This window comes from Acidiphilium sp. AL (genome assembly GCF_025499445.1).
Classification (GTDB): domain Bacteria; phylum Pseudomonadota; class Alphaproteobacteria; order Acetobacterales; family Acetobacteraceae; genus Acidiphilium; species Acidiphilium iwatense.
On the sequence record NZ_JAIMBZ010000001.1, the window covers coordinates 177,146 to 193,941 of the forward strand.

The 16,796-nt window shown below is 65.0% G+C and carries 12 protein-coding genes; 6 read left to right on the forward strand and 6 right to left on the reverse strand.

Annotated features, from left to right (window positions below; all coding sequences use genetic code 11):
• Position 1: 1 nt before the first annotated feature.
• Together AiwAL_RS00720 and AiwAL_RS00725 are read right to left on the reverse strand one after the other, a co-directional pair.
• Entirely contained in the window at positions 2 to 1,138 is a 1,137-nt protein-coding gene (locus tag AiwAL_RS00720; protein WP_235703692.1) for a DegT/DnrJ/EryC1/StrS aminotransferase family protein, read from the reverse strand.
• Between the two features lie 9 nt (positions 1,139 to 1,147).
• A complete protein-coding gene (locus tag AiwAL_RS00725; RefSeq protein WP_407932528.1) occupies positions 1,148 to 3,064 on the reverse strand; it encodes a polysaccharide biosynthesis protein in 1,917 nt (638 codons plus the stop codon).
• A gap of 133 nt (positions 3,065 to 3,197) precedes the next feature.
• On the opposite strand from AiwAL_RS00725, the gene putA reads away from it, so the two are divergent.
• From putA to AiwAL_RS00755, 6 genes are read left to right on the forward strand one after another with little or no spacing between them, the layout of a single operon-like run.
• On the forward strand, positions 3,198 to 7,052 hold the full coding sequence (gene putA / locus AiwAL_RS00730) for a trifunctional transcriptional regulator/proline dehydrogenase/L-glutamate gamma-semialdehyde dehydrogenase (protein ID WP_262311910.1): 3,855 nt from the start codon (positions 3,198 to 3,200) through the stop codon (positions 7,050 to 7,052).
• A gap of 27 nt (positions 7,053 to 7,079) precedes the next feature.
• On the forward strand, positions 7,080 to 8,222 hold the full coding sequence (locus tag AiwAL_RS00735; RefSeq protein WP_262311911.1) for a branched-chain amino acid ABC transporter substrate-binding protein: 1,143 nt from the start codon (positions 7,080 to 7,082) through the stop codon (positions 8,220 to 8,222).
• Positions 8,223 to 8,238: 16 nt separating this feature from the next.
• Positions 8,239 to 9,141, forward strand: coding sequence for a branched-chain amino acid ABC transporter permease (locus tag AiwAL_RS00740; protein ID WP_235703696.1), 903 nt, complete (start codon positions 8,239 to 8,241; stop codon positions 9,139 to 9,141).
• Entirely contained in the window at positions 9,138 to 10,070 is a 933-nt protein-coding gene (locus AiwAL_RS00745; protein WP_262311912.1) for a branched-chain amino acid ABC transporter permease, read from the forward strand. The genes AiwAL_RS00740 and AiwAL_RS00745 overlap by 4 nt, the downstream gene beginning before the upstream one ends.
• A complete protein-coding gene (locus AiwAL_RS00750) occupies positions 10,067 to 10,852 on the forward strand; it encodes an ABC transporter ATP-binding protein (protein ID WP_235703698.1) in 786 nt (261 codons plus the stop codon). The genes AiwAL_RS00745 and AiwAL_RS00750 overlap by 4 nt, the downstream gene beginning before the upstream one ends.
• 2 nt (positions 10,853 to 10,854) lie before the next feature.
• Positions 10,855 to 11,577, forward strand: coding sequence for an ABC transporter ATP-binding protein (locus tag AiwAL_RS00755; protein ID WP_329603559.1), 723 nt, complete (start codon positions 10,855 to 10,857; stop codon positions 11,575 to 11,577).
• Here the strand turns inward: AiwAL_RS00755 and alaS are convergent.
• The 4 genes from alaS to AiwAL_RS00775 all read right to left on the reverse strand — a co-directional run bounded on the left by alaS (position 11,545) and on the right by AiwAL_RS00775 (position 16,787).
• Positions 11,545 to 14,181 carry an alanine--tRNA ligase gene (gene alaS, locus AiwAL_RS00760; RefSeq protein WP_262311913.1) on the reverse strand — a complete coding sequence of 879 codons (2,637 nt, stop codon included), beginning with the start codon at positions 14,179 to 14,181 and terminating at the stop codon, positions 11,545 to 11,547. The genes AiwAL_RS00755 and alaS overlap by 33 nt on opposite strands.
• Positions 14,182 to 14,344: 163 nt before the next feature.
• Positions 14,345 to 15,016, reverse strand: a complete 672-nt coding sequence (locus tag AiwAL_RS00765; RefSeq protein ID WP_262311914.1) for a hypothetical protein — start codon at positions 15,014 to 15,016, stop codon at positions 14,345 to 14,347.
• A 50-nt stretch (positions 15,017 to 15,066) separates the two neighbouring features.
• Complete coding sequence (locus AiwAL_RS00770) at positions 15,067 to 16,143, reverse strand: macro domain-containing protein (protein ID WP_235703702.1); 1,077 nt, start codon at positions 16,141 to 16,143, stop codon at positions 15,067 to 15,069.
• On the reverse strand, positions 16,140 to 16,787 hold the full coding sequence (locus tag AiwAL_RS00775; protein ID WP_235703703.1) for a DUF4433 domain-containing protein: 648 nt from the start codon (positions 16,785 to 16,787) through the stop codon (positions 16,140 to 16,142). Before AiwAL_RS00775 ends, AiwAL_RS00770 begins: the two co-directional genes overlap by 4 nt.
• Positions 16,788 to 16,796: the final 9 nt, after the last annotated feature.

The following is a 16,796-nucleotide window of genomic DNA, read 5'->3' on the forward strand; positions in this document are numbered from 1 at the left end:
GTCAGACGGGCCCGAACGCGGCGATCACCCGTGCCACCTGATCGTTGTCGAGATCGGGATGGATCGGCAGGGCGAGAATGCGCGTCGCCACATCCTCCGCTACTGGCAGCACCGCGCCGTCATGCGCGGCCGCATAGGCCGGCTGATGGTGCAACGGTTTCGGGTAATAGATCGCGGTGGGCACGCCCTCGGCACGCAGCCGAGCCTGCGTTGCGTCGCGCTCGGCTGCGTTCTCGAACAGCACGGCGTAGATCGCCCAGGCACCGGCGCTGTCAGCCACCCGCGCCGGGATTGTCGCATAATCGCCAAGGCCGGCATCATAGGCGCGGGCGATCGCCTCGCGCCGCGCCAGTTCGGCTTCGAACACATCGAGCTTGGCGAGCAGAACCGCCGCCTGCAACGTATCCAGCCGTCCGTTCATGCCGATGCGTTGAACATCATAGCGGCTCGCGCCTTCGCCATGGGTGCGCAGGGACCGATATAGCGCGGCACGCTCCGCATCCTCGGTGAACAATGCGCCGCCATCGCCATAGGCGCCGAGCGGTTTCGATGGGAAGAAGCTGGTCGCCGTCGCATGCGCTTCATGCCCGAGCCGCGTGCCATGCAGCGACGCGCCGAACGCCTGCGCGCAATCGTCCAGTGTGAACAACCCATGACGCTCGGCGATCGCGCGCAATTCGGGCCACGGCGCGGGCTGGCCGAACAGATCGACGCCGATCACCGCGCGCGGCCGCAGTTTTCCGCCGCGTGCGGTCTCGGCGATCCGCGCCTCCAGATGCGCCGGATCGATCTGGAATGTCGCCGGGTTGATATCGACGAACACCGGCGTCGCCCCCAGCAGCAGCGGCACCTCGGCGGTCGCGGTATAGGTGAAACCCGGCAGAAATACCGCATCGCCCGGCCCGACCCCCTCGGCCATCAGCGCGATCTGCAACGCATCGGTCCCCGAACTCACGGTCACGCAATGGGCGGCGCGGCAGAACGCGGCGAGCCGGGCTTCCAGCTCCGCCACCTCGGGGCCGAGAATGAACTGGCCATGCGCCAGAACCGCATCGATCCGGGCGCGCAGCGACGGCCCCAGCCGCGCCTGCTGCGCCTTCAGGTCGAGAAAAGGAATCGGGTTTGCTGAGACATCCATGGATGCGACCTAGCCTGTCGGCCCCGATGCGGCGAGAGGGGTTGGATTGCGGAATTCCGGCACCAGGCGCGCGAGAGCGGCCAGCGCCGCCGGCACTTCGCCTCGATCGACATAGCCCTGGATTTCATCGAGCGCGCGGCCGATGAACGCCGAGTCCGCAACGCGCGGAGCGGCCATCAGCAGGCCGGGAAACCCGGTCTCGATCGGCCGTTCCGCGCCATGGAACAACTCCTCGAACAGTTTTTCACCCGGTCTCAATCCGGTGAAGCGGATCGGAATATCGGCATCGGGCCGCAGCCCGGCGAGGCGGATCATCTGTCGCGCCAGATCCACGATTTTCACCGGCTCGCCCATGTCGAGCACGAAAATCCCGCCTTGCGTGACCGGCAGGTCGGCATCGGAATCGCCGACCACCGATGCCTGCAGCACCAGGGATACCGCCTCGCGCACGGTCATGAAATAGCGCCGCATGTCGGGATGGGTCACGGTCAGCGGCCCGCCGCGCGCGAGCTGGCGGCGGAACAGCGGCACCACCGAGCCGGTCGAGCCGAGCACATTGCCGAACCGCACCGTCACGATGCGCATCCCCCCGTCGCGCCGCGCCGCGATGTCCCATCCTTGCGCATAGATTTCGGCGAGCCGCTTGGACGCGCCCATGACCGAGGACGGGTTGACCGCCTTATCGGTCGAAATCAGCACCATCAGCGCGGTGCCGGAGACGCGCGCGGCGTCGGCCACGTTGCGGGTGCCGATCGCGTTGGTCGCCATCCCTTCCAGCGGGTTCGCCTCGACGATCGGCACGTGTTTCAGCGCCGCGGCGTGGAATACCAGTTCGGGCCGCAGCCGCGCACAGATCGCCTCGATCCGCGTCCGGTCGCGGACATCCGCGATGATCGCCTCGCGGGGCAAAGACGGCACGGTTTCCGACAGTTCCAGGTCGATTTTCCACAGCGCGTATTCGCTGGAATCAAGAAGAATGATGCTCTCCGGCCCGAAACCGGCGACTTGCCGGGCAAGTTCCGATCCGATCGAACCGCCCGCGCCGGTGACCAGAACCCGCCGTCCCTGGATCAGCCGTGCCATGCCCTCGCGGTCCAGCGCCACTTGCGGCCGGTTCAGCAGATCCTCGATGGCGATCGGCCGCAGCGCCAGATCGGCGATGCCCTCCGTCGCGGCGAGCGATGTCGGTGCCAGCACGGTCGGGCTCGGCGCGCGGGCGACACGGATACCGCGCGTCTCGGCTTCCGCAAGGATGGCGCGCAGCCCCGAACCGATGATTTCGCCGCTGGCGACGATCAGCACCGACGGAGTCTGCTCCGACTCCGCAAGTCGGTCGAGCGCGGCGCCGAGTTCGCCCACCGTGCCCAGGATCGACACGTTATGAATACGCCGTCCGATCTCCCGCGCCGATACCGAAAGCAGTCCAAGCACGCGGTAGCGCCGCTTCGAATCCCGCCCCAACGCTGCCAGGAACAATTCCGCGCCTTCGCCATCGCCGAGTAGAAGCGCGGTTTCGGCATCGTCGGCGGGCGTCTCGCGCGGTGCCCGCGCGATCCGGTACAACAGGCGCGGCGCGGTCAGCCCAAGCCCGAAGGTGAGGGCCAGCAGCACCGGAAAACTCGCCGACGGCAGCGCCGCCCCGACCCCGACCAGAAGCAGCACGATCAGCAGCGCCGCGAGCGCCGCGATGGCGCCGATCGCGGTCAGGTCGGGCAGGCTGGTGAAGCGCCAATGCTGGCGCGCGAGGCCGAACGGCACGCCGATCAGCCAGATCGCGCCGGTGCCCGCCAGCGGCAACAAAGCGGGTGCGGGCGCCGGATGGGCGGGGACGGCCAGCCAGCACGCCGCGATCACGGCGAGCGCGGCGAGCACGCCGTCAAGCAGGAAATTCACCGCGATGCGAAACTGGCTGCGCCCGAACGTCATGACGGCACGGTTCTTACGCGAAATCGCGCGAAAGGTCATGAGTGCACCGCAATATCGATTTTGGTTGCACCTTATTTCCGTTCAGTGTAACCGACCGTCCGCGACGGTATAACCTTTGTAGGGACAGAGCAAAATGACGGTTTCGACCATGGGGGTGAAGCTCGATGACCAGGTGCGCGCGCGCCTGCGCGTCGCCGCCGAACGCCAAGGTCGCACCACGCATTGGCTGGTCAAGCAGGTGATTCTGTCCGGGCTGGAGCGCCTGGAACGTGGCGAGACGATCGACGGCGCTGCTCCCGATGCCGAGATGGATTTGCCGCCGGCCGAGGAAGCCGCCCCGAGCGTTCCGTTTCTCGATTTCGCCCAGGATGTCCAGCCGCAGACGGTGCTGCGCGCGGCGATCACCAGCGCCTATCGCAGGCCGGAGACCGAATGCATCCCGGCGCTGATCGAGAACGCGGCGCTACCCGAGGCGCTGTCGCGACAGGCACGCAAGACCGCGACTGACCTCATCGCGAAGCTGCGGGCGCGGCGCAGCGGCGGGCTGGTGGAAACCCTGCTTCAGGAATATGCCCTGTCGAGCCAGGAAGGCGTTGCGCTGATGTGCCTCGCCGAGGCGCTGCTGCGCATCCCCGACGCGGCCACCCGCGACAGCCTGATCCGCGACAAGATCGGCCAGGGCGACTGGCAGCGCCATGTCGGCGAAAGCCCCTCGCTGTTCGTCAACGCGGCGACCTGGGGGTTGTTGCTCACCGGCAAGCTGACCGCGACGGCAAGCGAAAAAGGCCTGTCCTCGGCGCTGACGAAATTGATCGCGCGCGGCGGCGAACCGCTGGTGCGGCGCGGCGTGCACATCGCGATGCGGCTGATGGGCGAGCAGTTCGTCATGGGCCAGACCATCGCGGAAGCGCTCGCCAATGCCCGTAAACTGGAAACGCGCGGATTCCGCTATTCCTACGACATGCTGGGCGAAGCCGCGATCACCGAAGCGGACGCGGCACGCTACTATCGCGACTACGAACAGGCGATCCACGCGATCGGCACCGCCGGACGCGGCAAAGGAATTTACGAAGGCCCAGGAATTTCCATCAAACTCTCGGCCCTGCATCCGCGCTATGCACGCGCTCAGCGGTCGCGAGTGATGACGGAACTCGCGCCGCGCCTCACCGCGCTGGCCCTGCTCGCGCGCGGCTACGATATCGGCATCAATATCGACGCCGAGGAAGCCGACCGGCTGGAGCTTTCGCTCGATTTGCTGGAAGGCTTGTGCTTCGAGCCGGCGCTCGCTGGCTGGAACGGGATCGGCTTCGTCGTCCAGGCCTATCAGAAGCGTGCGTCCTTCGTGATCGACTTTTTGATCGATCTCGCACGGCGCAGCCGGCACCGGCTGATGGTGCGGCTGGTCAAGGGCGCCTATTGGGATTCCGAAATCAAGCGCGCCCAGCTCGACGGGCTCGAAGGGTTTCCGGTGTTCACCCGGAAGGTGCACACCGACATTTCCTACCTTGCCTGCGCGCGCAAGATGCTCGTGGCACCCGCCGAGATTTTTCCGCAATTCGCCACGCACAACGCCCTTACGCTCGCCGCGATTCACGCCATGGCGGGGGCGAATTTCTATGTCGGGCAATATGAGTTCCAGTGCCTGCACGGCATGGGCGAACCGCTATATGAGGAGGTTGTCGGGGCGCAGCACCTCAACCGGCCGTGCCGGATCTATGCGCCGGTTGGCACCCATGAGACGCTGCTCGCCTATCTGGTCCGGCGCCTTCTGGAAAACGGAGCCAACACGTCGTTCGTCAACAAACTCGCCGATCATCGCGTATCGGTCGACGAACTGCTCGCCGATCCGGTCGATGAAGCCCGCAAGAACGCACCGATCGGTGCGCCGCATCCGAAAATCGCGGAACCGGCGGCGATCTTCGGCGATGCGCGGCGCAATTCGGCTGGGCTCGATCTCTCCAACGAGCAGCGCCTCGCCTCGCTCGCTTCGGCCCTGCTCGCGGGGATCGAGCAGGAGCGACGCGCCGCCCCCGATATCGCATCCGGCGAAACTGATGGTGCTGGGCGGATCATCCAGAATCCGGCGATGCGGCAGGATGGTGTCGGCACCGTGATCGAGGCGAGTGCCGTGGCGATCGAGGCGGCGCTGGCGGCGGCGAGCGAGGCCGCACCGATCTGGCAGGCAGCACAGCCGGAAGATCGCGCCGCCGTGCTGGAGCGCGCCGCCGACCTGCTCGAAGCGCGGATGCCGAAGCTCATCGGCCTGATCGTGCGTGAAGCCGGCAAGACGCTTCCGGCCGCGATCGGCGAGGTCCGCGAAGCGGTCGATTTCCTGCGCTACGACGCTGCAACCCTGCGTACCGGTTTCAATAACGATACGCACCGCCCGCTCGGCATGGTCGCAGCGATCAGTCCGTGGAACTTCCCGCTCGCCATTTTCATGGGTCAGGTCGCGGCGGCATTGGCCGCCGGCAATGTCGTGCTCGCCAAACCGGCGGAGGAAACCCCGCTGATCGCCGCCGAAGCGGTGCGTCTGCTGCGCGAGGCCGGCGTGCCGCGCGGTGCGATCCAGCTTCTGCCCGGCGACGGCGATGTGGGCGCGGCGTTGGTGAACGATCCGCGCGTGCGCGGCGTGATCTTCACCGGCTCGACCGAGGTGGCGCGACTGATCCAGACAAGCCTTGCCGAGCGGCTCGACCCGCGCGGGATGCCGGTGCCGCTGATCGCCGAAACCGGCGGGCAGAACGCGATGCTTGTCGATTCCTCCGCCTTGCTCGAACAGGCGGTAGGCGACATCGTCGCCTCCGCCTTCGACTCCGCCGGACAACGCTGTTCGGCGCTGCGCATTCTGCTGGTGCAGGACGACATCGCCGATCCGCTGCTGGCGATGCTCAAAGGTGCGATGGCGGAATTCTCGATCGGCAATCCCGACCGGCTGGAAACCGATATCGGTCCGGTGATTTCCGAGGCCGCGCGCGCGACCATCACGGCCCATATTGCGCGCATGACCGAACGCGGTTGCCCGATTTTCGCACCGGCTCTGCCGGCCGCCTGCGCGGACGGATACTTCGTTGCCCCGACGCTGATCGAAATCGACGATCCCGCTCAACTGGAACGCGAAGTGTTCGGTCCGGTGCTTCACGTGGTGCGCTACCGCCGCGCCGAGCGGGACCGGATGATCGAGGCGGTCAACGCGCGCGGCTACGCACTCACCTTCGGCATCCATAGCCGGATCGACGAGACCATCGCGCAGGTGACCGATCGCATCGAGGCAGGAAATATCTACGTCAATCGCAATATCATCGGTGCCGTGGTCGGCGTTCAGCCGTTCGGTGGCCATAGCCTGTCGGGCACCGGGCCGAAGGCCGGCGGGCCGCTCTATCTGCGCCGCCTGCTCGCCGCGCGCCCCCGGAGCAGCGGGCTGCCAGCCGGGGCTACCCCGCGCGCCGCGATGGATGAGTTTGTCACCTGGCTCGATCGGTACGGATTCGATTCGGCACATGCCAAGCGCTATGCGGCAACCACCCCGCTCAACGTATCGGTCGATCTGCCGGGGCCGGTTGGCGAGCATAATTGGTATCGTTTGAAGCCGCGCGGGCGGGTTCTGTGCCGGGCAGCGACGCAAGCGGGATTGCTGCGCCAGATTGCAGCCGCGATCGCGACCGGCAATCGCGCACTCGTCTGGTGTGCCGAACCCTTCGAGAATCTTGCCAATTTGCCCGATCTGGTCAGGAAATTGATTGCACCGGTCAAAAATCCGCTTGACGTGGAGGCCGATGTCGCCTTGTTCGAAGGCGACGGCGCCGCGCTGCGCGCGTTCCAGGCAGCTTTTGCGGCGCGGCCGGGGCCGGTGATCGCGGTTCACGCCGTACCGTCGGATGGGCTGTCGGATTGGGACTATCCGCTGGAGTTCCTGCTCACCGAGCAGTCGCTCAGCATTAATACGGCGGCGGCGGGCGGCAATGCGAGCTTAATGACGATTGGTTAGTAAACAGGACAACAAGGGAGAACGACGATGATCAAAAAATTCATGATCGGTGGCGCATCGGCCATCGCCATACTGGCATCAGGTTGCATCGCGCAGGCGGCCCCGCCGATCCGCATCGGCGTGCAGGCGCCGATCACCGGCACCTATGCCGATGAAGGCCAGGGTATCGAAAAGGCGGTGAAATTGCTCGCCGAACAGCAGAACGCGAAGGGCGGACTGCTTGGCCGGAAAATCGAAATAAAGGTCTGCGACGACGAGGGTAAGGCAGCGCAGGCCGCGATCTGCGCGAGGCAACTGGCGGACGCTCACGTGGTCGCCGTGGTCGGCTCCTACACCAGCGGTGCGGCACTCGCCGCACAGCCGATCTACGCGCGGGCGAACATCATCCAGACCTCTGACGGCACCTCCAACAAGCTGATCGCGCGAGGCTACAAAACCTGGTTCGGCAATGCCGCGCCCAACAGCGCCGAGGCCAAGTTCACCGCGCATTACATGGTCGATGTGCGGCACTTCAAGCGCATTGCCGTGCTGACCGATCATTCGAGCTTCGCGACCGGCCTCGCCGATTCGGTGGTGAAGGACGTGAAGGCAGATCACGGCAAAATCATCGACAAAGCCTTCATCAATGCCGGCTCGCAGAATTTTACCCCGGTCCTGACCAAGCTGAAATCGCTGCACCCGGATGCGATTTATTTCTCCGGCTACTATTCCGATGGCGGGCTGATCCGCGCGCAGATGGTGCAACTCGGCATCAAGGCGGCTTTCGTCGGTGGCGATGCGAACCAGAACGTCGCTTTCGGCAAGATCGCCGGTGCGGCGGCGAAAGGTGCTGTCATCATCAATGTTCCCGCGCCGCAGGATCTGCCCTATCCGGTGGCTAAGCAATTCGTCGCTGCCTATCAGGCGAAATATCACGCCTTGCCGCCTTCGGTGTTCACCCTGACCAATGCGGACGGGATGCGCGCGGTGATGCAGGCGATCGAGGCAATCCATAGCGTGAAACCGGCGAAACTCGAAAACTATCTGCACCACCTGAAAAATTTCCAGGGCCTGACCGGAACCTTCGCGTGGAACGGACGCGGCAAGCGGATCGGCAGCCCGTTCACCGCCTTCGAGGTCGGGGCGGATGGCGGCTACACGATCGTCTATCCGGCGCCGAGCGCGGGATAACGCGGAGACACCCGCCATGGGCACATTCATCCAGCAGGTCATCAACGGGCTGACGGTCGGCGGCATCTACGCGCTGATCGCACTCGGCTACACCATGGTTTATGGCGTGCTGCGGCTGATCAATTTCGCCCATGGCGATCTCTGCATTCTTGGCGCTTTCGTCGGGCTGACGATGCTGAGCGGCGCACTCGGCGGCGGCCATCCCGGCCCGGCGTTAGTGCTACTCGCCTTCGTGGTCGCGGTGATCGCGATTTCGGTGGCGGGCGTCGCCCTTGAATTCGTCGCCTACCGGCCGCTGCGCAAGGCGGACCGGCTGGCAGCGGTGGTCTCCGCACTCGGTGCCTCGATGCTGATCGAAAACGGCATCATGCTGATCTGGGGGCCCGAGGTGCGGGTATTTCCCTCTGGCTTGCTGCCGGCGACGACCTGGCACGTCGCCGGCGCGTCGATCAGCTTCGTCGAGGTGATGATCATTATCGTCTCGGTCGTCCTGATGGCGGCGCTTTATGGTTTCGTAAACCATACCCGCTTCGGCACCGCGATCCGCGCCGCCGCGATCGATCAGGATGCGGCACGGCTGATGGGCATCAACGTCAACCGTGTGATTTCCAGCGTGTTCGTCATCGGCCCGGCGTTGGGTGCCGTCGGTGGATTGTTCATCGGCCTCTATTACCGCGAGGCGTATTTCACCATGGGCTGGACCTATGGGCTGAACGCCTTCATCGCCGCGATCATCGGCGGAATCGGCAACATTCCCGGTGCGATGCTGGGCGGCGTTCTGCTTGGCCTGTTCAACGCCTTTGCCGCCGGCTATGTTTCAAGCTCCTGGCAGAACGCGATCACGTTCGCTTTGCTGATCGCAATTCTGCTGATCCGGCCTTCGGGACTTCTGGGCGAGCGGGTGGCGGAGAAGGTATGATGCGGCGCACGCTACCGACGGCCGCGATCGGTGCCGTTCTCTGGGCGGGATGCCTCGCCCTGCCGATCTTTCTCGACAGCGCCTGGATCTCGATCGCGGCGATTTTCGCGATCTATGCGATCGTCGCCCTTTCGCAGGACGTGGTGCTTGGCCGCGCGGGTCTCTACGATATGGGTCATGCGGTCTATTTCGGCATCGGCGCCTACGCAACCGCCGTGCTGAATGTCGGTTTCGGCTGGCCAATCCTGGCGACCCTGCCGGTCGCGATCGTCGGCGCCGCATTAGTTGGCGCCGTCTTCGCGGCCCCGATCATCCGCCTGCGCGGCGACTATCTTCTGGTCGCGACGATCGGGCTCAATGCCATCTTCGTCCTTGCCATGCGCAACGATCTTGGTGGGCTCACCGGCGGGTCGGACGGCATCCCCGGTCTCGGCGTGCCGTCTTTGTTCGGATTGCAGATTGAGAGCCAGAGCGCGCTGTTCTGGTTCGATTGGGTTCTGCTCGGCGTCGTTCTCCTGGTGATGCGCAATCTCGACCGTTGCGAACTTGGCCGCGCGCTGCGTTATCTGAAACAGGACCAACTCGCGGCGAGCACGCTTGGCGTCGATGCGCGGCGTACCAAAATCCTCGCCTTCGCGCTGGGCGCCGGCCTTGCCGGTCTCGCCGGCACGCTGTTCGCCGTTCAGATTTCAACGGTCAGCCCATCATCCTTCGTGTTCACCGAATCCGTCACTCTGTTCGCGATCGTGATCGTCGGCGGCCAGGGTTCGATCCCCGGCGTTTTGCTCGGCACCGCGCTGATGTTCGTCGTGCCGCAGATTTTCCGGGAATTCGCGCAGTACCGCTATTTCATCTTCGGTATCGCGATGATCGCGGTGATGGTGCTGCGGCCGCAAGGGTTATGGCCGCGCGCGAGGCTGGCCCGATGAGCGCACTCCTCGAACTCGCCGGCATCGGTATCAGTTTTGGCGGGTTGCGCGCCGTCGACGATCTGAGTTTCACGGTTGGGGAAGGCCAGATCGTGGCATTGATCGGGCCGAACGGCGCCGGCAAGACCACGGTGTTCAACATGATCACCGGCGTCTACCGGCCGAATGGCGGAAAAATCCTCTGGTACAATCATGACATTACCGGATTTGCTCCGCATCGTATCGCCCGTCTCGGTATCATGCGCACCTTTCAGACGATCCGGTTGTTTTCGGACATGTCGGTGTTCGAGAATGTCCGCGCCGGCTGCCATTTGCGCACGCGCCAGCATTGGTGGCAGGGGCTTGCCGGCCTGCCGTCGCAACGCCGCGAGGAAGCTGAGATCGCGGATCGCACTTCGGATATTCTGAAGCGGCTCGACCTCGAAACGGTGGCCGACGAACGCGCGATCGCTCTGCCGTACGGCGTGCAACGCCGGGTCGAACTCGCGCGCACGCTGATCGCCAACCCGAAGCTGGTGATCCTCGATGAGCCCGCGGCCGGGCTGAACGATCGGGAATCTGCGAAACTCAACGAAACCATCTTCGGTATCCGTGATTCCGGAATTACCGTTCTGCTGGTCGAGCACGACATGAACGTGGTGATGAACGTGACCGACCACATCGTGGTGATCAATTTCGGTCGCAAGATCGCCGAAGGAAACGCCGCTACCATTCGCAACAACCAACAGGTGATCGAGGCCTATCTCGGGCGCGACGATGACGAGACGGAGGAGGCGGCATGAGCTTGCTCGAAATCGCCGATCTTCGCGTCAACTATGGAGAGATCGAAGCGCTGAAAGGGGTTTCGCTTGCCGTCGCGCAAGGCGAGATCGTCGCTATCCTCGGCGCCAACGGCGCAGGCAAGACAACGCTGATGCGAACGATTTCCGGCCTGCTCGCGCCGCGTGGCGGGACGATACGCTTCGATGGCGCTGAGATCACAAAGCTCGGCGCGGATCGCATCGTTCAGCGCGGTATCGCGCAATCGCCGGAAGGGCGGCGCGTGTTCGGCACGCTGACGGTTCTGGAAAATCTCAGGCTCGGCGGCTTCACGCGGCCGCGCGGCGAAATTATGGGATCGCTGGATTTCGTGCTCGGGCTGTTTCCGCGCCTCGCCGAGCGGCGCGCGCAATTCGCGGGCACGCTTTCCGGGGGCGAGCAGCAGATGGTCGCGATCGGTCGCGCCTTGATGGCAAAGCCGCGTTTGCTGCTGCTCGACGAACCAAGTCTTGGCCTCGCACCGATCATCGTGCAGGCGATTTTCCGCAGCCTGCGCGAAATCGCGCGCACCGGGGTCACGATCCTTCTCGTCGAGCAGAACGCGCGCATGGCCCTGAAACTCGCCGATCGCGGTTACGTGCTGGAAGTCGGGCGGATCGTGCTCGCCGACGAGGCTAAGCGGTTGCTCGCCTCGCCGGACATCCAGGCGGCCTATCTAGGCGGCGAGAGCAGCGCGCACCGCGTCTAACGCGGCGTTGGCGCGCTCCGCGTCGGGGCCGCCGGCCTGGGCCATGTCGGGGCGGCCGCCGCCGCCTTTGCCGCCCACCGCTTCGGCGGCGGCGCGCACCAGAGTTACCGCATTGTGCCTGCCGGTCAGGTCGTCGGATACGCCGACGACGATGCTCGCCTTGCCATCGGCGGTCGAAACCAGGGCCGCGACGCCGGAGCCGATCGATTTCAGGATGGAATCTGCAAGCGATTTCAGATCGCGCGGCGCAACCTCGCCGAGATTGCGCGCGGCGAGCTTCACCCCGCCGACATCCTCGATCTCCGAAGCGGCACCGCCGGTCGCGAGCTTGCGCTGCAACTCGCTGATCTGACGTTCCATCCGCTTGCGGTCTTCGAGAAGAGCGGCGATGCGTGCTGGCAGTTCGGCGGGTGCGGCTTTCACCACGGCGCTGGCTTCGGCAAGCAGATCGGCGTCGGCTTCGATCGCGGCAAGAGCCGCTTCGCCGGTGACCGCCTCGATGCGCCGGATGCCGGCGGCGACGCCGGATTCGGCCAGAATACGAAACGCACCGATATCGCCGGTGCGCCCAACATGCGTGCCGCCGCAAAGCTCGATCGAGTAGGCGGTCTTGTTAGCATCGCCAGCACCCATCGAGACCACGCGCACCTCGTCGCCGTATTTTTCGCCGAACAGCGCCATGGCGCCGCGCTTCACCGCCTCATCGGGCGTCATCAGCCGTGTCTCGACCGTGCTGTTCTCGCGGATGCGCGCATTGACCGCGCGCTCCACCACGCGCAACTCGGCCGGTGTGACAGGCCGGGGCTGGGAAATATCGAAGCGCAGCCGGTCCGGTGCGTTCAGGCTGCCTTTCTGGGTCACGTGCGGGCCGAGCGTGCGGCGCAACGCCTCGTGCAAGAGATGCGTCGCGGAATGATGCCCGCGAATGGCGGCGCGGCGGGCGTTATCGACCTCGGCGTGAACCGTCTGACCGAGCGTCAGGTCGCCGGTTTCGACTTTGCCGAAATGCACGATCAGATCGCCGGCCTTCTTCTGGGTATCTCTAACAACGACACGTAGTCCGTCGGCGCTGAGCGTGCCGGTATCGCCGACCTGGCCGCCGCTTTCGGCGTAGAACGGTGTCTGGTTCAGGACGATCGCAACGTCCTGACCCACCTTGGCCGAATTCGCCGGTGCGCCATCGACGACGATGCCGATAACCGCCGCATCACTGTCTTCGCTGGTGTAGCCGAGGAATTCCGAGCTGCCCAGCCGGTCCTTCAGTTCGAACCAGACCGATTCTGTCGCAGCATCGCCAGTGCCGGCCCAGGCGGCGCGGGCACGGGCGCGCTGTTCCGCCATTGCCGCCTCGAACCCCTGGCGATCCAGGCCGCGCCCCTGCTCGCGCAGCGCGTCTTCAGTCAGGTCGAGCGGAAAGCCGAACGTGTCGTAAAGCTTGAAGGCAACCGCGCCGTCCAGCGGCTGCGCCTCGCCCAGTCGCGCCACCTCGTCATCGAGGAGCGACAGTCCGCGCTCCAGCATCACCGCGAATTTCTGTTCTTCCAGCTTCAAGGTTTCGACGATCAGCGGTTCTGCGCGCGGCAGTTCGGGATACGCCACGCCCATCTGGCGGGTGAGCGCCGGGACCAGCCGATAGATGAACGGCTCGCGCATCCCGAGCCGGTGGGCGTGGCGCATCGCCCGGCGCATGATCCGGCGCAGCACATAGCCCCGGCCTTCATTGGAGGGCAGCACGCCATCGGCGATCAGAAACGCCGTGCTGCGGAGATGATCGGCGATCACCCGGTGGCTGATTTTGTGCGGGCCGTCCGGGTCGGTGTGCGATGCTTCGGCGGAAGCCACGACAAGGGCGCGTAGCGTATCGGTATCGTAATTGTCGTGCTTGCCTTGTAGAATGGCGGCGAAGCGCTCCAGCCCCATGCCGGTGTCGATCGACGGGCGGGGCAGGGCGGTGCGAACGCCGCCTTCGGCCTCCAGATACTGCATGAACACGAGGTTCCAGATTTCGATGAACCTGTCGCCATCCTCGTCAGGACTGCCCGGCGGTCCGCCGGCGATCGACGGTCCGTGGTCGTAGAAAATCTCGGAAGATGGGCCGCACGGTCCGGTATCGCCCATACGCCAGAAATTGTCGTCGGTCGCGATGCGGATGATTTTCTGTTCCGGCAATCCGGCGATCCTGCGCCACAATTCGGCGGCCTGTTCGTCGTCGTGATAGACGGTGACCAGGAGCCGGTCTTTCGGCAGGCCGAAATCGCGCGTCAGCAGGGTCCAGGCGTGTTCGATCGCGACATCCTTGAAGTAATCGCCGAACGAGAAATTGCCGAGCATTTCGAAAAACGTGTGGTGCCGCGCGGTATACCCTACATTGTCGAGATCGTTATGCTTGCCGCCGGCGCGCACGCATTTCTGCGCCGACGCCGCGCGCACATAGGATCGCTTCTCTTGCCCGGTAAACAGGTTCTTGAACGGAACCATGCCCGAGTTGACGAACAGCAGCGTCGGGTCGTTGCGCGGCACCAACGGCGCACTGGGCACCACCTCATGCCCGGCGTTGCGGAAATAATCGAGAAACGTGTCGCGGATATCGTTGCTGGAGGTCATGGAGCGGCGAAAAGTCCCTGAAAAACCGAGGCTGCGAAGGGCATACCGCAGGGGATGCGGAATGTCATCTCGGGGGGCGGCGCAACACAGTCCGCCCCGCCCGATCGCCAGATCGGGCAGGGTGGGCGGGTGGATGAGCCGAGGTGCGGCCAGGGCCGGGCGATCAGGGTGGGGCGCGCGCCAGGGTGCGGTAAAGCAAGGGTTGGGCGGCGCGTCCGGGTTGGACTGGCGCGTGAATGGATGGCGGAACCCGCCGGGCGGGCGCCGATCCGGCGCCGGCGGTTTCCGGCGGTTCGGGCGGAGTTGCGCAAGGTTCCGGCGATCCGAGGGATCGCTGGAAACGCAACGGAGGGGCGGCGGGTCTGGCCGGCTTCACGATGCGCAGGCAGGGCGGCAGGCGAAGGCCGACGGCGCGGCACAGGGGACGAAGCAGGCGGCCGAAGCGGGGATCGGCTTCGATCATGACGGCGACCGCCGGATCGCTGAAGAAAAAGCGAAGCTGCGATGCGGCCACCCTGGCTTCCGGCACCGGAGCGAGCAGCCAGCCGAAGCGGCGCGGCAGGCTGAGCGGCACGGGCTTCGGCGATGGTATCTCGGGTGATGCGGGCGCGGGTTGGGGTTCCCGCTTCTGTGCCGCGCGGCGCTGAAGCGGGGTGACACGGCGGGGCGCGTTCGCCAGCGCCTTGAAGCGGACGGCGATATGGCGCAGGCGGGTCCAGAGCAGGATGGTCAGCAGCGGCGATGCGAACGCGCCCTTGACGCCCCAGGTGGCGACGGCCTGGCAGAGATACTCGATGATGCCGGCGAAGCGGGCGGAGGGTGTGGCCGCGTTCATGACCGGAACAAGACCATGAACCCAGGGGGGTGGGCAAGGGCGATTGTATTTTACGAGGCGGCGGCTCGAACGGTTCGCAGGTGCTCGACCGCCACGTCCACATGATGCCGGGTGAAAATTCTGGCCTTGCGTTCGGCCGCGCCCTCGGGGCCTGGCCAGGACGCCATGGCGGCCATCATGGCATTCACGTCCAAGGCCACGCCCGATTGGCGGTTGAGCCAGTCGACCGTCGCGAGAAGTTCGAGGCCATGAGGGGACTGGAAGCCGTCGATGATTTCGGTGGCTTCATCGAGGGCGGGCCGATAGGGGCTGGCTTTGGGCGAGGTGAGATAGGCGCCGATCCTGTCCTGCCGATCATGCCTGAAGCGGATCGGATCGAAGGGCCGCGCGTCCGCGACCCGCCGTTCGCACGTCAGATAGCTGCCATCCAGACTGTCCAGCAGGTGCCGGAGCCGGTCCGAATAAGGGCCATAGCGATTGGCGGCAAAGTCGTCGGCGATCGGGTTGGGCAGGTTCAGGCGCCGGATGGCGCCGGTCAGGAACCAAGCCAGCTTCTGGGCTTCGAGGATCGAGCAATCGAAGCCCAGGATCTCATAGCGGCGGATCATCTCCGCCATCAATGCGCGCGCGGGCGTCAGTTTCTCGACACCGTGGCGCCTGACGACATTCTGATAGGCGCCAGTCGGCTCATAGACGGCGATCTCGCAATCGAGATCGCCCAGCGCATTGGCGATCAGGGGTTTGACATCGCCCCAATCGAGTCCGCCATTGCCGGCGCCCAGCGGTGGGATCGCGATGGAACGGATACCCCGTGCCTCGATCTCTTCCCTGAGTGCAACGAGACCTTGCCTGATCCATTCGAGACGGGACGGATGGCGCCAATGTTTTTTTGTCGCGAAATTGATGATGAAGCGCGGGCCGAGCATGTCATGCCGTTCGGTGACGAACAGGCCGCCAGGGGCGAGTTGGCCCGCCTTGCTGGCGGTTTCGTAGGCCCGGAAGTTCTCGGGGTAATTCTCCTTGAACATCAGTGCGATGCCCTTGCCGCTGACGCCGACCGTGTTGACGGTGTTGACCAGCGCATCGACATCGGCGGCGAGCAGATTGCCCTGGGTGTAGCGGATCATGAGAAATACCACTCCGGACGAACAACCACCTTGAGCGCCAGACCCACGGCGCGGACCTGTGTCTCGATCGTGTGTCTTACCGTTTCCGAAACGCAGCCGATGCCCAGAAGCGCGTTCGGCGGAACGTGCCGGTGGGCGAGAGCTTCGGCCTGATAGCGCTCCTTCTTGTCTGGATAGCGATCGTCGCGGGCAAAATCGTGCCGGCGGAGGATATCCCAGTCGATCATCGCGGCCAGATCGGCGGGCTTGCCGCTCCAGGTGGCCGTCGCCGTATAGGCGTGGCGATCGGTGAACAGCATGGGCACTCCATTATCGCTCATGGTCCGACAGGACGAGACCAGAATCGCTATATCCTTATCCGGGCGGTGGACAATACCATTATATCCCGTCTTGATGTTCAGCAGCATCGGTGATTTCGGGGTGAAATAGAAGGGAACATAATCGGCCAGCGTACCGCCCGGAGGGATCGGTACCGGGCGGCGGGCGCGTGCGCCGATCAAATCCGGGTTGCCGATCGCCACGAAATTCGGATCAGAGGCGGCGCCGTTGGTGCAATGAAGGCCGTTCGCCAACAGCCATGGCAGATTGGCGACATGGGTGATGCGGAACAGGAGGCCGCGCTCGGGGGTCAGGTCAAGCGCCATCGCTCAGCC

Coding starts and splice junctions, on each gene's coding strand:
- AiwAL_RS00720 (WP_235703692.1), bottom strand. CDS start 1,138: ATGGATGTCTCAGCAAACCCGATTCCTTTTCTCGACCTGAAGGCGCAG.
- AiwAL_RS00725 (WP_407932528.1), bottom strand. CDS start 3,064: ATGACGTTCGGGCGCAGCCAGTTTCGCATCGCGGTGAATTTCCTGCTT.
- putA (WP_262311910.1), top strand. CDS start 3,198: ATGACGGTTTCGACCATGGGGGTGAAGCTCGATGACCAGGTGCGCGCG.
- AiwAL_RS00735 (WP_262311911.1), top strand. CDS start 7,080: ATGATCAAAAAATTCATGATCGGTGGCGCATCGGCCATCGCCATACTG.
- AiwAL_RS00740 (WP_235703696.1), top strand. CDS start 8,239: ATGGGCACATTCATCCAGCAGGTCATCAACGGGCTGACGGTCGGCGGC.
- AiwAL_RS00745 (WP_262311912.1), top strand. CDS start 9,138: ATGATGCGGCGCACGCTACCGACGGCCGCGATCGGTGCCGTTCTCTGG.
- AiwAL_RS00750 (WP_235703698.1), top strand. CDS start 10,067: ATGAGCGCACTCCTCGAACTCGCCGGCATCGGTATCAGTTTTGGCGGG.
- alaS (WP_262311913.1), bottom strand. CDS start 14,181: ATGACCTCCAGCAACGATATCCGCGACACGTTTCTCGATTATTTCCGC.
- AiwAL_RS00765 (WP_262311914.1), bottom strand. CDS start 15,016: ATGAACGCGGCCACACCCTCCGCCCGCTTCGCCGGCATCATCGAGTAT.
- AiwAL_RS00770 (WP_235703702.1), bottom strand. CDS start 16,143: ATGATCCGCTACACCCAGGGCAATCTGCTCGCCGCCGATGTCGATGCG.
- AiwAL_RS00775 (WP_235703703.1), bottom strand. CDS start 16,787: ATGGCGCTTGACCTGACCCCCGAGCGCGGCCTCCTGTTCCGCATCACC.